Annotated in this window: 17 protein-coding genes; 10 read left to right on the forward strand and 7 right to left on the reverse strand. The window is 51.4% G+C overall.

Annotated elements, in window-relative coordinates; translation table 11 throughout:
- Nucleotides 1-9 precede the first annotated feature (9 nt).
- Nucleotides 10-1,083, reverse strand: a complete 1,074-nt coding sequence (locus WC813_03215) for an FtsW/RodA/SpoVE family cell cycle protein (GenBank protein MFA5947010.1) — start codon at nt 1,081-1,083, stop codon at nt 10-12.
- A gap of 12 nt (nt 1,084-1,095) precedes the next feature.
- Nucleotides 1,096-2,004, reverse strand: coding sequence for a hypothetical protein (locus WC813_03220; protein MFA5947011.1), 909 nt, complete (start codon nt 2,002-2,004; stop codon nt 1,096-1,098).
- Between the two features lie 107 nt (nt 2,005-2,111).
- Here WC813_03220 and gyrB point away from each other — a divergent pair, with 107 nt between their 5' ends.
- Complete coding sequence (gene gyrB, locus WC813_03225; protein MFA5947012.1) at nt 2,112-4,133, forward strand: DNA topoisomerase (ATP-hydrolyzing) subunit B; 2,022 nt, start codon at nt 2,112-2,114, stop codon at nt 4,131-4,133.
- A gap of 104 nt (nt 4,134-4,237) precedes the next feature.
- Here the strand turns inward: gyrB and WC813_03230 are convergent, their stop codons facing one another.
- Nucleotides 4,238-4,666, reverse strand: coding sequence for a hypothetical protein (locus WC813_03230; GenBank protein ID MFA5947013.1), 429 nt, complete (start codon nt 4,664-4,666; stop codon nt 4,238-4,240).
- Nucleotides 4,667-4,896: 230 nt separating this feature from the next.
- Here WC813_03230 and secE point away from each other — a divergent pair, with 230 nt between their 5' ends.
- From secE to WC813_03260, 6 genes are all read left to right on the forward strand, one after another.
- Entirely contained in the window at nt 4,897-5,109 is a 213-nt protein-coding gene (gene secE, locus WC813_03235) for a preprotein translocase subunit SecE (protein MFA5947014.1), read from the forward strand.
- Between the two features lie 5 nt (nt 5,110-5,114).
- Entirely contained in the window at nt 5,115-5,660 is a 546-nt protein-coding gene (nusG, locus tag WC813_03240; GenBank protein ID MFA5947015.1) for a transcription termination/antitermination protein NusG, read from the forward strand.
- Nucleotides 5,661-5,713: 53 nt separating this feature from the next.
- Nucleotides 5,714-6,121, forward strand: coding sequence for a hypothetical protein (locus WC813_03245; protein ID MFA5947016.1), 408 nt, complete (start codon nt 5,714-5,716; stop codon nt 6,119-6,121).
- 140 nt (nt 6,122-6,261) lie between these two features.
- Complete coding sequence (gene rplK / locus WC813_03250; GenBank protein MFA5947017.1) at nt 6,262-6,687, forward strand: 50S ribosomal protein L11; 426 nt, start codon at nt 6,262-6,264, stop codon at nt 6,685-6,687.
- A gap of 69 nt (nt 6,688-6,756) precedes the next feature.
- Nucleotides 6,757-7,440, forward strand: coding sequence for a 50S ribosomal protein L1 (rplA, locus tag WC813_03255; protein ID MFA5947018.1), 684 nt, complete (start codon nt 6,757-6,759; stop codon nt 7,438-7,440).
- 61 nt (nt 7,441-7,501) lie between these two features.
- On the forward strand, nt 7,502-8,494 hold the full coding sequence (locus WC813_03260) for a hypothetical protein (GenBank protein ID MFA5947019.1): 993 nt from the start codon (nt 7,502-7,504) through the stop codon (nt 8,492-8,494).
- On the opposite strand, the gene WC813_03265 is transcribed toward WC813_03260, so the two are convergent.
- Entirely contained in the window at nt 8,489-9,040 is a 552-nt protein-coding gene (locus WC813_03265; protein MFA5947020.1) for a hypothetical protein, read from the reverse strand. The genes WC813_03260 and WC813_03265 overlap by 6 nt on opposite strands.
- A gap of 64 nt (nt 9,041-9,104) precedes the next feature.
- Between WC813_03265 and WC813_03270 the strand changes: the two genes are divergently transcribed.
- Together WC813_03270 and WC813_03275 are read left to right on the forward strand one after the other, a co-directional pair.
- A complete protein-coding gene (locus WC813_03270; protein MFA5947021.1) occupies nt 9,105-9,656 on the forward strand; it encodes an adenylyltransferase/cytidyltransferase family protein in 552 nt (183 codons plus the stop codon).
- A 98-nt stretch (nt 9,657-9,754) separates the two neighbouring features.
- Nucleotides 9,755-10,567: a deaminase gene (locus WC813_03275; protein ID MFA5947022.1), complete on the forward strand. Its 813-nt coding sequence runs from the start codon at nt 9,755-9,757 to the stop codon at nt 10,565-10,567.
- Here WC813_03275 and WC813_03280 read toward each other — a convergent pair.
- From WC813_03280 to WC813_03290, 3 genes are all read right to left on the reverse strand, one after another.
- On the reverse strand, nt 10,564-11,004 hold the full coding sequence (locus WC813_03280) for a hypothetical protein (GenBank protein ID MFA5947023.1): 441 nt from the start codon (nt 11,002-11,004) through the stop codon (nt 10,564-10,566). The genes WC813_03275 and WC813_03280 overlap by 4 nt on opposite strands.
- An 80-nt stretch (nt 11,005-11,084) precedes the next feature.
- Entirely contained in the window at nt 11,085-11,975 is an 891-nt protein-coding gene (gene thyA / locus WC813_03285; protein MFA5947024.1) for a thymidylate synthase, read from the reverse strand.
- Nucleotides 11,976-12,076: 101 nt separating this feature from the next.
- Complete coding sequence (locus tag WC813_03290; GenBank protein MFA5947025.1) at nt 12,077-12,619, reverse strand: hypothetical protein; 543 nt, start codon at nt 12,617-12,619, stop codon at nt 12,077-12,079.
- Here WC813_03290 and WC813_03295 point away from each other — a divergent pair.
- The gene (locus WC813_03295) at nt 12,609-13,133 is read left to right on the forward strand and encodes a dihydrofolate reductase family protein (protein ID MFA5947026.1); all 525 of its coding nucleotides are present in this window, start codon (nt 12,609-12,611) and stop codon (nt 13,131-13,133) included. The genes WC813_03290 and WC813_03295 overlap by 11 nt on opposite strands.
- Nucleotide 13,134 lies beyond the last annotated feature (1 nt).

The following is a 13,134-nucleotide window of genomic DNA, read 5'->3' on the forward strand; positions in this document are numbered from 1 at the left end:
AGTCAAGCCTTATCCCCTAGTTTTAGACGCCACGCTCTCAACCATACCCAAGAGAGCCAAAGAAAGCATAAGCGAGGTGCCGCCGTAGCTAACCAAAGGAAGCGGGATGCCCGTAGCGGGCATGAGGGCTAGGTTCGCCCCCACATGAATGACGATTTGCATGAAAAAGAGAGCTAGCACTCCTATAACAAGGTAAGAGCCGAAGAAATCCCGGCCCCTGTAAGCTAATAGGAGCATGCGAGAAAGAAGGAGGAGAAACCCGCCAAAAAGCAGCATGATGCCCACAAACCCTAACTCCTCTCCAATAACCGCAAAGATAAAGTCTGACTGACTCTCAGGAAGGAATCGAAGCTGGCTCTGGCTCCCCCCGCCAAGACCTCGACCAATGATGCCACCGGAACCGATGGCCACCAGCGCCTGCGTCACGTTGTAGCCGGAACCCTGAGGATCAGAAGCGGGATTCATAAAAGTCAGAATGCGTTCGCGCTGGTAGCTAGCAAACAAGGCAAACCAGCCGATCAAAAATCCGCCGAGTAGAATTCCGGAAACTGTAGCGACGTGCTGGGCACGCAAGCCGGCAAAAAAAGCCATCACAAACCAGATACCACACAACAAAAGCGCACTGCCAAAGTCTGGTTGTAGTAGGACGAGAAATACAGGAAGGCCGAGGCGAATACCACTCCCAAAAAATTCTCGCCAAGCGAATGGTCTCTCGGCGTCGTCAGCGAAATACCGGGCGAGCTCCAGAATAAGGCCAAGCTTCATAATCTCCACCGGCTGAAAAGCGAATCCGCCAACAATGTACCAACCTGTCGTACCGTTCAACGTCGAGCCGAGCACAAAGAGACCAAGGAGCGAGAGAACTCCCACGCCATACATAATGCGGGCGTACGAACGAAAAATTTGATAATTCGCCCGAGCGGCGAGCACGGCAACGACTAAGCCGAGAACAAGTGCGATCAGCTGCTTCTCGACGAACGCCGAATGTCCGCCACGAGACAACTCGACGGAAGCAATAGCCGCAATGCCAATAGAAAAAAGCAAAAAACCCGCAAGCACTAATAGCCAATCAAAGCGGCGCATACTCTGCCTCTTTTACTCTCCTAGCGGATTCATGTAAACGCCGTCATCAAAAAAGTTTATGGCCGGGGTAATTTTTACGCCGGCTCCGGCTGGAACGGGCTGAAACCACCTGACGCTTACAGGCCTAGACTCGCCGGCCATGAAAGATGAAACCGTAACCTCCTGAATGGCAACCGGATTACCACCGCGAACTAATTGAATAATAAATTTTGGTTCCCAATAGCTATAGGCGGTACGATTTTCCACCGTAAAATCCGTCCGAGCTACTGCGCTCTTCCCAATCACAATATCAGCGGCCGAAACAATATTAGAGACAGGAAACTCATTGTGGTTGGTCAGAAAGGCAGCCGTATCCGCAATCAGATGACGATTAACTCTGTGCCAAACGATATCTCTGAGGACAATCTGTGGATTCTTAGCTAGGCTGTCTGTTTTTACATGAAGCACAGTCAGCGGCCGGGATTCGCCGGGATTCAAAAAACTGATCACTGGCTCTGTTTCACCGCCATCATAAGAAAAGGCGTAAGAAAAAGTTACATACCACTCGCTATTTGGGTTAGTCGCGTCAGCCAGGAAGTCTGTGGTTCCAGTGTCTCCGGCCAAGGCCTTAGCATTACCCACCTCCAGCGACTCGGCGGCCTGAGCCAAAACGAGCGCATGGGTGTTGCCACTGTTCGCTAACATCCCCGCCGCCTGTCTGGAATCGGCAAAACTGCCAGAAATTATGTAGACCGGTACGGTGGCCACGAAAATGATCAGCAAAATCACATCTGCCATGCCCCACAGAATAATCCCCCACTGTTTTATTTTGGGCGCAGCCTCAAGAATGGTCACGTCCCGGCGGTACGCGCCCTCAATAGCCCTATACTCGCCCGCCAACGGATTTGGGGGAACGGTTTTTTCGTTCGCCTGCTCAGCCATATTTCATCAAACATTTTACCACATCCCGGGGTTGTTCGGCATCCGTTAACGTGATACGATGGACGCCGAACGAGGGTCGACACCTGGGTCGACCCCTACCTCAAAATATGGCCTCAAAACCCGACGCAAAATCATCCGACTACAGCGCGAAAAATATTACAGTCCTGGAGGGACTTGATCCGGTGCGCAAGCGCCCGGGCATGTACATTGGCTCAACCGGCCCCGAAGGTCTCCACCATCTTATTTGGGAGGTGGTAGACAACTGTTTTGATGAAGCCATGGCCGGCCACGCCTCCATGATCACTGTCCATGTCCAACCGGACAACTGGATTAGTGTTGAAGATGACGGCCGCGGTATCCCTGTAGACATTCACCCCGAGCAAAAGATTTCGGCTCTCGAACTTGTCCTGACCAAGCTGCACGCCGGAGGTAAATTTGGTGGCGAAGCTTCTGGATATAAGGTGTCTGGTGGTTTGCACGGTGTTGGCGTATCTGTCGTGAACGCACTTTCCGATCATCTGAAGGCCGAGGTTCATCGCGACGGCGAAATTTGGGTGCAGGAATATAAGAAAGGCATCCCAGTAGCAAAAGTGAAGGCTATTGGCAAAACCAAAAAGCGCGGAACCATCATCAGTTTTCACGCTGACAAAACAATTTTTGAGTCTATCGAGTTCAAGCTCGACACTATCATTGACCACTTGCGCCAGCAGGCATATCTAACCGCCGGGATTCACCTTGAAATTATCGACGAAACCGGCGCCACACCAAAGCCCTACGGCTTCTTCTTTGAAGGAGGCGTAGCCTCATACGTTCGCCATCTTAACGAACGCAAAGAGGCCAAGCACCCGAGCGTGTTCTACGTGCACAAGGCCGTAGAAAACTGTGATGTCGAAGTCGCCTTGCAATACACGACGGAGTACCACGAGAGCGTGTATTGTTACGCAAACAACATCGTGAACCCTGAAGGCGGTACCCACATGAACGGCTTTAAAACCGCGCTCACTCGCGTCTTGAATAGCTACGCACGCGTGAAGGGTTATCTCAAAGAGAAAGACCCAAGCCTGACTGGCGATGATGCTCGAGAAGGCCTGACGGCAGTGATCAGCGTCAAGATTCCTGAACCGCAGTTTGAAGGTCAAACCAAGGGCAAACTTGGCAACCAGGAAGTAAAAACCGCGGTTGACGCCGTCTTTGGCGAAGCGCTCCAAATTTTCCTAGAGGAACACCCGCGTGATGCCGAAGAAATAATCGGTAAATGTTTATTGTCCGCTCGTGCCCGCGCGGCTGCCCGCGCCGCCCGCGATACCGTACTCCGTAAGGGTGTGCTCGACGGCCTGACTCTTCCCGGTAAGTTATCCGACTGCTCAAGCAAAGACTCCACGAGCACCGAGCTATTCATCGTTGAGGGAGACTCCGCAGGCGGCTCAGCTAAACAAGCTCGCAACCGCGAGTTCCAAGCCATTCTTCCTCTGCGCGGTAAAATCCTGAACGTTGAACGCGCTCGGCTCGATAAACTCCTGGCCAACAATGAAGTAAAGAACCTGGTCATTGCGCTCGGTACAAACATCGGCGAAGCTTTTGACATTACGGCCATGAGATATGGCCGAGTAGTCATCATGACCGACGCTGACGTGGACGGCGCGCACATTCGCACACTTCTGTTGACGCTCTTCTATCGTCACTTCCCACAACTAGTTAGCAACGGCAACATCTACATTGCCATGCCTCCACTCTTCCGAATCCAAGTTGGCAAGGAAGTTCGCTATGCCTTCGCCGAAGAGGAAAAAATTCAGTTCGTCAAAGAAATGACCGGCGGCAAGGGCGAAGAAGCGCTAAAAAATCATGGCGAGACCACACCGCTTGAAGAAGGCGAAGAAACCATGACTGAAGTAGTTACTGCTTCCGGCGTAAAGGTGAACATTCAGCGCTACAAGGGTCTTGGTGAAATGAACCCCGATCAGCTCTGGGAAACCACCATGGATCCAGGCACGCGCAAGATGAAACTGGTTACCATTGAAGACGCTGCCCTAGCTGACGAAACATTCGACATTCTCATGGGTGCTGATGTAGCCCCACGCAAGAAATTCATCCAAACACACGCTAAAGACGTAGCCAACCTCGACGTCTAACACCAAAACAAAACACCAGCATTGCCTAGAAATTTGAGTCGGATTACCTCCTAAAAATTTCTCGACAATACTGGTGTTTTGTTTTGGAAAGGCTCTGCCTTAGGTTACGGAGCTACCGGAGTGGTGCCCGGGGTCTCACCGGTTGGGGCGCCAATGTTGATTGGGGCGACTTCGATGATCTTCTTGTTGATTGGATCGTAAAGAATTGCCTTTTTGGCCGTGGCATAAAGAAGAACCTTGTAACCCCTCTCAGCGCTAGCGAAGAACGCCTGGCTCTTCAACTGCTCCGGATCAGTCACCGTGGCGATAGTTGGCTCTTCGCCCTGTGGAAGGACAATCAACCTACCGACTTCTCTGATCAAATCTACGACTTCCTGCTTAGCTACTAACTGAGGATCGGCGCTCAACTTCTTAACTTTTATGACTAGATAACCGTTACCAGCCAGCGAAAGGAGCAGAAAAGCTAAAAGGACCGGGGCCAGCAATCTCTCGCTTATCCCTCCAGTAACCTTCGGTGAAGTTGATTTTTCCATAGAAAAGTACCGGTGAAATTCCTCCATACTTTAGCACACCTCCCTACTTTACGCGCTGGTCATGTGTACCAAGAAACTATAGTGCGCCTCTGGAACAGGCCCAGCGAATTGGTTGCAATGAAAGGCATACCTTCTTCCCACAGGCCTTAGCCGAACAGCTTGCCAAGCTGAAAACTCTTTGCTATAGTATAGCCAAGAACTTCCCCGTCAGGGGATTTTTAAAATCTTATATGTTTAGTCTCACTAAGAATCCAGTGACCCGCTACTTCCTGGACGTCCGGGATGAAATCAAGAAAGTAACCTGGCCCACCCAGAAACAAGCCCTCATGTATTCCGGCTTCGTGATTGGCGGCTGCCTGGTGATTGGTACGTACTTCGGACTCATTGACCACCTCTTTACCATTGGCCTCCAAGCTTTGGTTGGCCTGGTGGCCAGCAAATAATTTCTATGGCCAAACAAACCGCTAATTACGGCCGGCGCTGGTACGCTATCCACACTTACTCCGGCTATGAGGAGAACGTGACAGAAAGCTTGAAACAGCGTATCGACACGATGGACATGAGTGAGAAAATTTTTAATGTCATCGTTCCGAAAGAAAAGAAAATCAAAATCAAGAACGGGGCGCGAAAAGTCATTGAAGAGAAAATCTTCCCTGGCTACGTGCTTGTTGAAATGATCGTGACGGATGACTCTTGGTACGTTGTTCGCAATACGCCAAACGTCACCGGTTTCATTGGCACCGGCAACACCCCGACACCAATCGCCCAGGAGGAAGTAGACGCGCTTATGAAACGCGTCGGTGTCTCAGAACCTGAATTCAAGATTGACGTATCTAAGGGCGACACAGTTGCCATTACGGACGGCCCCTTCAAAGCCCAGCAAGGCAAGGTGGAAGAAGTGGACGAAGCCCGTGGCAAGATCAAAGTCATGGTCTCTATGTTCGGCCGCGAGACTCCTCTCGAGCTCGATTTCCTCCAAGTCAAAAAGGTCTAGAACCAAAGCGAGCCACCCGGCTCGTTTTGTATTACCGAGTATAATGAGGACATATGCACAAAGGCTCATCATGGATTCTGCGTCTGTACTTTGCAGTAATCGCTGCGATCACGCTCATCACACTTATGTTCGGGGCGATTGACCTCCTGGCCACGGGGCTCAAGACGTACGTCATCACGGCCGCGGACGCACCAGACTACATGGAAACATGTGACGGCTCTATCCTGGCTAGCCGCAACCCGGCACCTGTACCCACGCCAAAAGACTATCCGATAGTCACCACGGAACAGCTAACGAAAGAATGTGAAGCTCGCAATAAAGAAAACATCGCCAGCTACAACCGCATGAAGGCCAGCAACGCCGTCAGAAACCTGGCCCTCATCATCATTGCCGCCCCGCTCTTTGGACTGCACTTCCGGTTCGTATATAAGGACTGGATTGAAGAACATAAAGGTAAGTAAAAAAATCGAGCCACGCCCCTATGGGGCGTGGCTCTTGAGTATATTTGACATTTTTCGCAAATAACCGCACTATTCCGCTCGTAATTCACGAGGTAGTCGCTCGGGTAAATTCCCGGGAATCTACTATAAAAACACTCGTTATGGCCAAGAAGATCAAGGCTATTATCAAGGTTCAGGCAATTGGTGGTGCAGCTACTCCGGCCCCGCCGCTTGGTCCAGTGCTCGGTCAGCAGGGTATTAACATCCAGGCTTTCGTCCAGGAATTCAATGCGAAGACCCAGGACCGCCGTGGAGAAACTGTGCCAGCCCTCATCACTATTTATGATGATCGCTCGTTCTCCTTCATCCTGAAGACCGCTCCGGCTTCAGACATGATCAAGAAGATTCTGAACCTCAAGGCAGGTTCTGGAAAGCCATTGACCGAGAAAGTCGGCAAGCTAACTAAGGCTCAGCTCCGCGATATCGCTGAGCGCAAGATGCCAGACTTGAACACCAAGGATGTAGACGCGGCCATGAAGATCATCGCTGGGACTGCACGTCAGATGGGAGTGGATGTAGAGGCGTAAGTGATAAAGTTATAAAGTTGTAAAGTAATAAAGTGGGAGCCCAAAAGGCATTAAAACCACACCAAACATATGCACGGTAAACGATTCACAGAATTGAAAACGACGGTTGAAAAGAAACTCTACAACGTAAAGGACGCCGTTGATCTCGTCAAAAAGGACGCGACCGCCAAGTTCGATGAAACTGTTGAGTTGCACTTCAACCTCGGGATTGATCCAAAGATGGGCGACCAGCTCATCCGCGGTACCATCACCCTCCCTCACGGGACGGGTAAGAGCAAGAAAGTTGTTGCATTCGTTGACGCTGGCAACGAAGCAGCTGCCAAGGCTGCTGGTGCCGACATCATTGGTAACGAAGAGTACCTCGAGAACCTGGTAAAGACCGGCAAGATCGACTTCGACGTCGCCGTTGCTGTGCCAAGCATGATGCCTAAGCTGGCCAAGGCCGCTAAGATCCTCGGACCTCGCGGACTCATGCCTAACCCAAAGACGGACACTGTTGGACCAAACATCACCAAGATGGTGGAAGAACAGAAGGCTGGTAAGCTGTCTTTCAAGAATGACAACACCGCTAACGTCCACATGATTGTGGGCAAGGCGTCATTCCCGGCCGAGAAGCTGGTCAGCAACGTGAACGCGGCTATGGACGCCATCAGCCGCGCCAAGCCACAGAGTGCCAAAGGTATCTACATGAAGTCTGTCACCATGACTTCTACAATGGGACCCGCTGTGCGTTTGGAAGTTATCGCCTTATAAGAGAGAGGCACCGAGATTCCCTCGGTGCTTTTCTTTTTGCGCGCCTGTATACTTGGGCCATATGGCTGAAGGGAGTCGAGGCGAACCGCGCGTCCAGGAAAAATCTTGGCTTGAGCGGCAACGTGAGAAAACGCGTCTGGCAGCAGTTGCCGGCGCGCTTGCGGTTGGCACGGTCGGCGACGAACCGATACCGGTTCACCATCGAAAGATTGAGGTGATCGTGGAAGAACCTGAGCTGAACCCGGTGTTTGATCGTCCGGAATTTTTTGAGCGCGGCCGGGGGCGTCTCACAAAAGAAGAACAACCAGACAGAATCAAAGAGCTGCCAAATGGCGAGGTCGTGTTTAAGGATACGGGCCTCACATTTTACAAAGTAGAACCCGGCGACACGATTTCCGAAATTCGCGAGCGGCTTTCGCGGTATCCGGAATACTCGCATCTCAAGAGTCAGAAAGTGAAACTCGAATCATTTAACATTCCACCGCTTGAACTGAAGGCTGGCATGTGGCTCCCAATTCCCATGGAGAACGCTGATCGGTTGCTCACGGACGAGGAATTTGAACGCTACGCCAAACTTGCCGTAAAGGACATGAGCGAGAACGAAGGACCGTATCACAAGTCTGTCGAAAAGATTCTCCGTAAAATTTCACCAGATGAACTTGTGGCATCTCTTGAGGCAGTAGCGAAACAAGAATCCGGAGGAAAACCCATTGGCCAGTTTGAATTTCACCGGTACGAACCATCACACGACACGTTCTCCTATTCCCTCTTTCACGTCCTTATGGAAGGACCGGGACTTGAGGCTCGACGAAACCTCGATCTCACCGAGGGACAAACCTATCATCCGCAAAATGCCGTGGAGCTTATGGTGGGGTTCCTAGTAGAAAAGGGCGAGGAAATAGACGTGAACCCCGCGTCACTATTCCCGCTTGATAAAGGCAATCATGCGGAAAAATTTGCACGGTTCTATAACGGCGCGGGATGGAAACGCACAAATCCGGACTACACAAAAGATCTCCTGGGGTATTACAAAGAAGCACTGGAGAATCTATGATCCGCAGTTTTCTTTCTGGTTCTCCGCTTTTTTGATGGCATTAACGGTTACTGCTTTGTTAAGCTTATCCTGGACATCGCCGAGCTCGTACCCAATGATGAGCACCACGCTGTCATATGCAGCAATGGGATACTCGCGAATGTCGTTGATCTTCTTCCCGTTTACATAACCGTAGATTCCCTTCTCACTTAAATTCTCCGGCGCAAACTGCTGGTGGGTCTGCAAGTATTCAACCAGATTCTTCCAGGTCGTGCCCGCGCGGTGCACGTGAACTACATCACCGACTCCATTATGGAGATCCAGAGTTTCGTCCTTTTCGTCATCCGTTTTGTTTGAACCAACATCGCATGGCGCCAATTCCATGTATTCCATGGCTGAAAAGTCCTGCAACACGTCGTCCACATAAATCTGGAAGCCGGCGTGATAATGGACAGATTCTACCTCTGGAGCAACGACTGCGGTTGGCCGAAAAACAAAAGCCAAGACCCCGGCAAGCAAAAAAAATACCCCAAGTCCAAAAACTGGCCTCAGCCGACGATCAATCATAGAAAAGTTTTCATACACATCCTACTCTTTCCGCGCATATCTGCAATTGCTAAGGTGTGGACGTATGCATATCCCCCAGCGCTATATCACGGACACCGCGGAGCTCAAGAAGATAGTGGAAAGCATGAAAACGCTGGGCATGAAGATTGTCCTGACTCAAGGCGTTTATGACCTAATCCATGAAGGTCATGCCCTTTATTTAGAGAAGGCCAAGGCACTGGGCGATGTTCTCATAGTCGCTGTCGACTCCGATGAACTGACAAAGATCCGAAAAGGTCCTAAGCGTCCGATTGTCCCCCAAAATGAGCGTGTGAACATGTTGTTGCACTTGAGGCACGTCGATATCGTGACCATCAAAGAAGCTCATCAAGGGCTGGGCGACGTCATTCAAGCTGTGCGACCTGATGTCATGGTGTTTTCGGGATCGACCAAGGATATTACGCCGGAACATGTAGCTGAGTACAAAGACTGTTGCGGTGAAATTGTCGTCCTCCCCCCACAGGCGACTACGACTACTACGGCTCGCGTTCGCAATTTAACGATCGAGGGCGCCGAAAAACTCGCCAAAGAAGTAAACGAACTCATCGCCAAGTTTCTACAACAGATCGGCGAGTAATCATCGGCCGCAAACCTGTTGCCCCAAAATTTGGAGTCGGCAACGAATAAGTACGCCTCCTAACAAATTTTGTGACAACAAGTTTTCGTCCTCCCTGTATGCTTATTGCATTCGTGCCGGTGCTGCATAAGGGCTATGTTGAGCTCTTCAGAAAGTATCCGGGGCAGCTCGGCCTTCTTGGAGCAGATGTTATCTCAGATTTCACCTCGCTCATCAGGGACCTTCGAGTGATCGACCCGGCGGAGATGCGAAAGGCTGTTTTCTCTTTAGAATTGTTTGACGAGGTGTTTGTGATGAATAAGCTCGCTCTCGAAGCGCTCGACGGCCAGTCCCTCATCATGCCGGAAGACGACATTTCACACGCGATCCACGCCCAATATTTCCCGAACGCTGAAGTGATCTTTGAGCCGATCTTTTTACGCTGGGACCGGCAGATCTCGACTGCTGAGCATATTGTCGACCCTCAGCGAGTGATCTCGCACGAAGAACTCCACAAACACCTCATCAACTTAGCGAGCATAGAATCTGCCAAAAGTGCTGACTGGTGGCGGCAGATTGGGGCGCTAATCGTGAAGGACGGCATTATCGTGGCCCAAGCGCACAACCATCATCTCCCCACAGACTTTCACCTGAGCGCGCATGGTGACCCCAGGAGCAACTTTGACGCCGGTACGAACCTAGACATCTACACGTCTATTCACGGCGAAGCAAGCGCTATTGCTCAAGCCGCACGAGACGGCATCGGTCTCAAGGGTTCCTCGCTGTACTCAACCGTCTTCCCCTGCCCCAACTGCGCCCGAATCATCTGCGAAGCGGGAATATCGAAGGTGTATTACGAGAAAGGCTACTCACGCGTAGATGCGGAACAAATTTTTAAGGCGTTTAACGTTGAGATAATTCTCGTCGCCTAACCAATCCGACACAGGACGCCTTTCGACGAATCGTATTCAGGACTATCAGGATCGCCTTGGACGACTTGTGCGTGAAGATGGGTAACCGAAGCTCCTGTGTATTTGGTGTCGCCAAAACGCATCATGAGGGCTCCCCCGGCCATATTCCTTGTTTTCGAGAGCTCGACGACGATGTCCTGAAGTTCGCTCCAGGCTTCCTTAGACAACTCCGAAACCGTCTCGATGTGCGTCTTGTGCACGAGTAGCAAATGCTGCTTCACCGGCTTATACGGATAGGCGTTGTCCGTCACTAACCAGTACGTCTTTTCGACGATCGGATTCGGGTGAATTCTGTGAATGTGTTCGGGACAAAAAGGACAGATTTTCTCTTTGGCGATGTCGTCGATAACTTTGGCGTAACCGCCGCGTTGGGAGTTGAAAGGGTTAACGTAGTTCATAGTTTCTCCACTCTGAGTCTTGCGAAGAGTCCGACCCTCAGAGGAGAGAGTCGGATCCTTCGCTCTCGCTCAGGATGGGATCAGACAGGCGTGGGGATCAACATCGCAGGATGCGCTTGATATTCAGTGACGACGAAGTGTTCGGGACGGAAGGCAAAGATGTCGGTGATAGACGGATCGATGGTCATGGTTGGGAACGGCTTTGGTTCGCGAGCGAGGAGTTCCTTCACCTTCTCGTACTGACTTTCGTAGATGTGTGCGTCGCTGATGGTGTAGACGAGTTCCTTGGGGGTATAGCCCGTTACCTGGCCGATCATCATGAGGAAAGCGGCGTACTGGATGAAGTTAAAAACGACGCCGACAGGGATATCGCCCGAGCGTTGAAAATGGTGCACGGAAATTTCCTTCGTTTCCGGATACACAAGAATGTGCAGGTAGCCGTGGCATGGGGCGACGACAACCTTGCGCGGAGGCAAACTCGAGTTCTGAATGCAGTACTGCGGAATCCAGGGAGAAATGATGTGCGTGCGTAGGTTTGGCTTGTCTTTAATCTGCTGGACGACTTCTTTAATTTGATTGAACGGTGCTCCTTCGGCGGTCGGAAACGCAGTCCATGCTGGTCCGTAAGAACCGGGACCAAGGTCGCCTTCGGGGAGCCCGAAAATATCGCAGCGTTCTTTTGTGACCCACTTCTTCCACCAGGCGCAGCCCCATTCGGTCAGCTCCGCCTGCGTTCTGGCGCCGTGCAGAAAGGCGATGTGTTCGGCCAAGGCGCCGATCATGAACTTCCCCGATAGATCGCGCTCGGTAATCATGGGGAAACCATTTTCAAAGAGAAAACGCATCTGGTGGCCAAGCACCATTTTGGACTTCTCGCCTTGAATCGGTGAAACTTCGACGCCCTCGCGCATAATGCGTTCAAGCAAATCATGATACTGATGATCCGGCGTGCGTTCGGCGTAAGGTTTCATACGGAGTGATGTTATAGGTAATCAGAAATTTAGGAAACCTATAAACGGGGATAATTAAAGAGCCCGACGCATCTGCGCCGGGCCCACGATGATCCTCACTTCTAGCCGATCGGGAAGTTCACAGGTACCGCACGAGTGACCCCGGGATCTTCGTAGAACTTCTGGCGAGGACGGAAGAAGTGCATGTGACGATGAACGATGGTGCGGCCGGAGATGGCCGGATCGCCGAACCGCCATCCGACTCCTCCGCCCTGCCAGCCCAGCTCTTTCGTTACGAAGTCGTACGCTTCGCCGAGGGCAAGCCAGTCGGACAGGCACATCTCCTCGCCGTGGTGAAGCGGGTAGAAGAGCAGGTGGTCGTCCACCTCCTGTCCCTCCGTGTCCCGACGCTTAGGACGGCACTCGCACAAAACCCAGTCGTGAGCCTCCCAAACGATCCGCTGATCGTTCGGGAAGCCCGGCGCACAGAAGATGCATTCGCCGGTGCGAGCTGATTCGAGCAACTGTTCGTAATACGCGGGACTGCGCTTGGCGTAATCCACATTGGCAACCGGAGACTTCATCCAATCAGGAACCTTAGACATTTGACCTCCTTGATCTCGCGGCGAAAAGGTACCATACTCTTCCCAATCTATGAAAACCATTCTCCTGGCTGCTGTTACCGCTAATGGCTTCATTGCCCGTTCAACCAATGAACTCGCCAATTGGACCAGCAAAGAAGACAAGAAACTGTTCGTCGAAGAAACCAAAAAAGCAGGCGTCATGATCATGGGTCGGACAACTTTTGCGACCATTGGAAAACCCTTGCCAGGCCGGCTGATCATAGTGCTAACCGAAAAACCCGAAGAAGTTGCCGTGGTTCCTGGAAGCGTGGAAACCGCGTCCGGTGATTTGAAAATGATCCTCGAAAACCTTGAAAAGCGTGGCTATTCGTCGGTGATCGTTGCTGGGGGCTCAAATGTCTACTCACAATTCTTAAATGCAGGCTTAGTTGACGAACTTTTACTCACAGTTGAGGCGGTCATGTTCACAGACGGCATCAGACTGACCCAAAATCTCACCCGCGAAATTACCCTTGAACTCTTGAGTGTCGAAAAACTTGGAGAGAAGAGCGTTCTTTTCCGCTACTCGACACATCTGTCCACATCTCCTCGTTGAT

This window comes from Patescibacteria group bacterium (genome assembly GCA_041659765.1).
Classification (GTDB): Bacteria; Patescibacteriota; Patescibacteriia; order UBA9934; family UBA9934; genus JAGORL01.

Excerpts from the sequence above, each read along its gene's own strand:
- WC813_03215 (MFA5947010.1), bottom strand. The coding sequence starts at position 1,083 with ATGCGCCGCTTTGATTGGCTATTAGTGCTTGCGGGTTTTTTGCTTTTT.
- WC813_03220 (MFA5947011.1), bottom strand. The coding sequence starts at position 2,004 with ATGGCTGAGCAGGCGAACGAAAAAACCGTTCCCCCAAATCCGTTGGCG.
- gyrB (MFA5947012.1), top strand. The coding sequence starts at position 2,112 with ATGGCCTCAAAACCCGACGCAAAATCATCCGACTACAGCGCGAAAAAT.
- WC813_03230 (MFA5947013.1), bottom strand. The coding sequence starts at position 4,666 with ATGGAAAAATCAACTTCACCGAAGGTTACTGGAGGGATAAGCGAGAGA.
- secE (MFA5947014.1), top strand. The coding sequence starts at position 4,897 with ATGTTTAGTCTCACTAAGAATCCAGTGACCCGCTACTTCCTGGACGTC.
- nusG (MFA5947015.1), top strand. The coding sequence starts at position 5,115 with ATGGCCAAACAAACCGCTAATTACGGCCGGCGCTGGTACGCTATCCAC.
- WC813_03245 (MFA5947016.1), top strand. The coding sequence starts at position 5,714 with ATGCACAAAGGCTCATCATGGATTCTGCGTCTGTACTTTGCAGTAATC.
- rplK (MFA5947017.1), top strand. The coding sequence starts at position 6,262 with ATGGCCAAGAAGATCAAGGCTATTATCAAGGTTCAGGCAATTGGTGGT.
- rplA (MFA5947018.1), top strand. The coding sequence starts at position 6,757 with ATGCACGGTAAACGATTCACAGAATTGAAAACGACGGTTGAAAAGAAA.
- WC813_03260 (MFA5947019.1), top strand. The coding sequence starts at position 7,502 with ATGGCTGAAGGGAGTCGAGGCGAACCGCGCGTCCAGGAAAAATCTTGG.
- WC813_03265 (MFA5947020.1), bottom strand. The coding sequence starts at position 9,040 with ATGATTGATCGTCGGCTGAGGCCAGTTTTTGGACTTGGGGTATTTTTT.
- WC813_03270 (MFA5947021.1), top strand. The coding sequence starts at position 9,105 with ATGCATATCCCCCAGCGCTATATCACGGACACCGCGGAGCTCAAGAAG.
- WC813_03275 (MFA5947022.1), top strand. The coding sequence starts at position 9,755 with ATGCTTATTGCATTCGTGCCGGTGCTGCATAAGGGCTATGTTGAGCTC.
- WC813_03280 (MFA5947023.1), bottom strand. The coding sequence starts at position 11,004 with ATGAACTACGTTAACCCTTTCAACTCCCAACGCGGCGGTTACGCCAAA.
- thyA (MFA5947024.1), bottom strand. The coding sequence starts at position 11,975 with ATGAAACCTTACGCCGAACGCACGCCGGATCATCAGTATCATGATTTG.
- WC813_03295 (MFA5947026.1), top strand. The coding sequence starts at position 12,609 with ATGAAAACCATTCTCCTGGCTGCTGTTACCGCTAATGGCTTCATTGCC.
- WC813_03290 (MFA5947025.1), bottom strand. The coding sequence starts at position 12,619 with ATGGTTTTCATAGATTGGGAAGAGTATGGTACCTTTTCGCCGCGAGAT.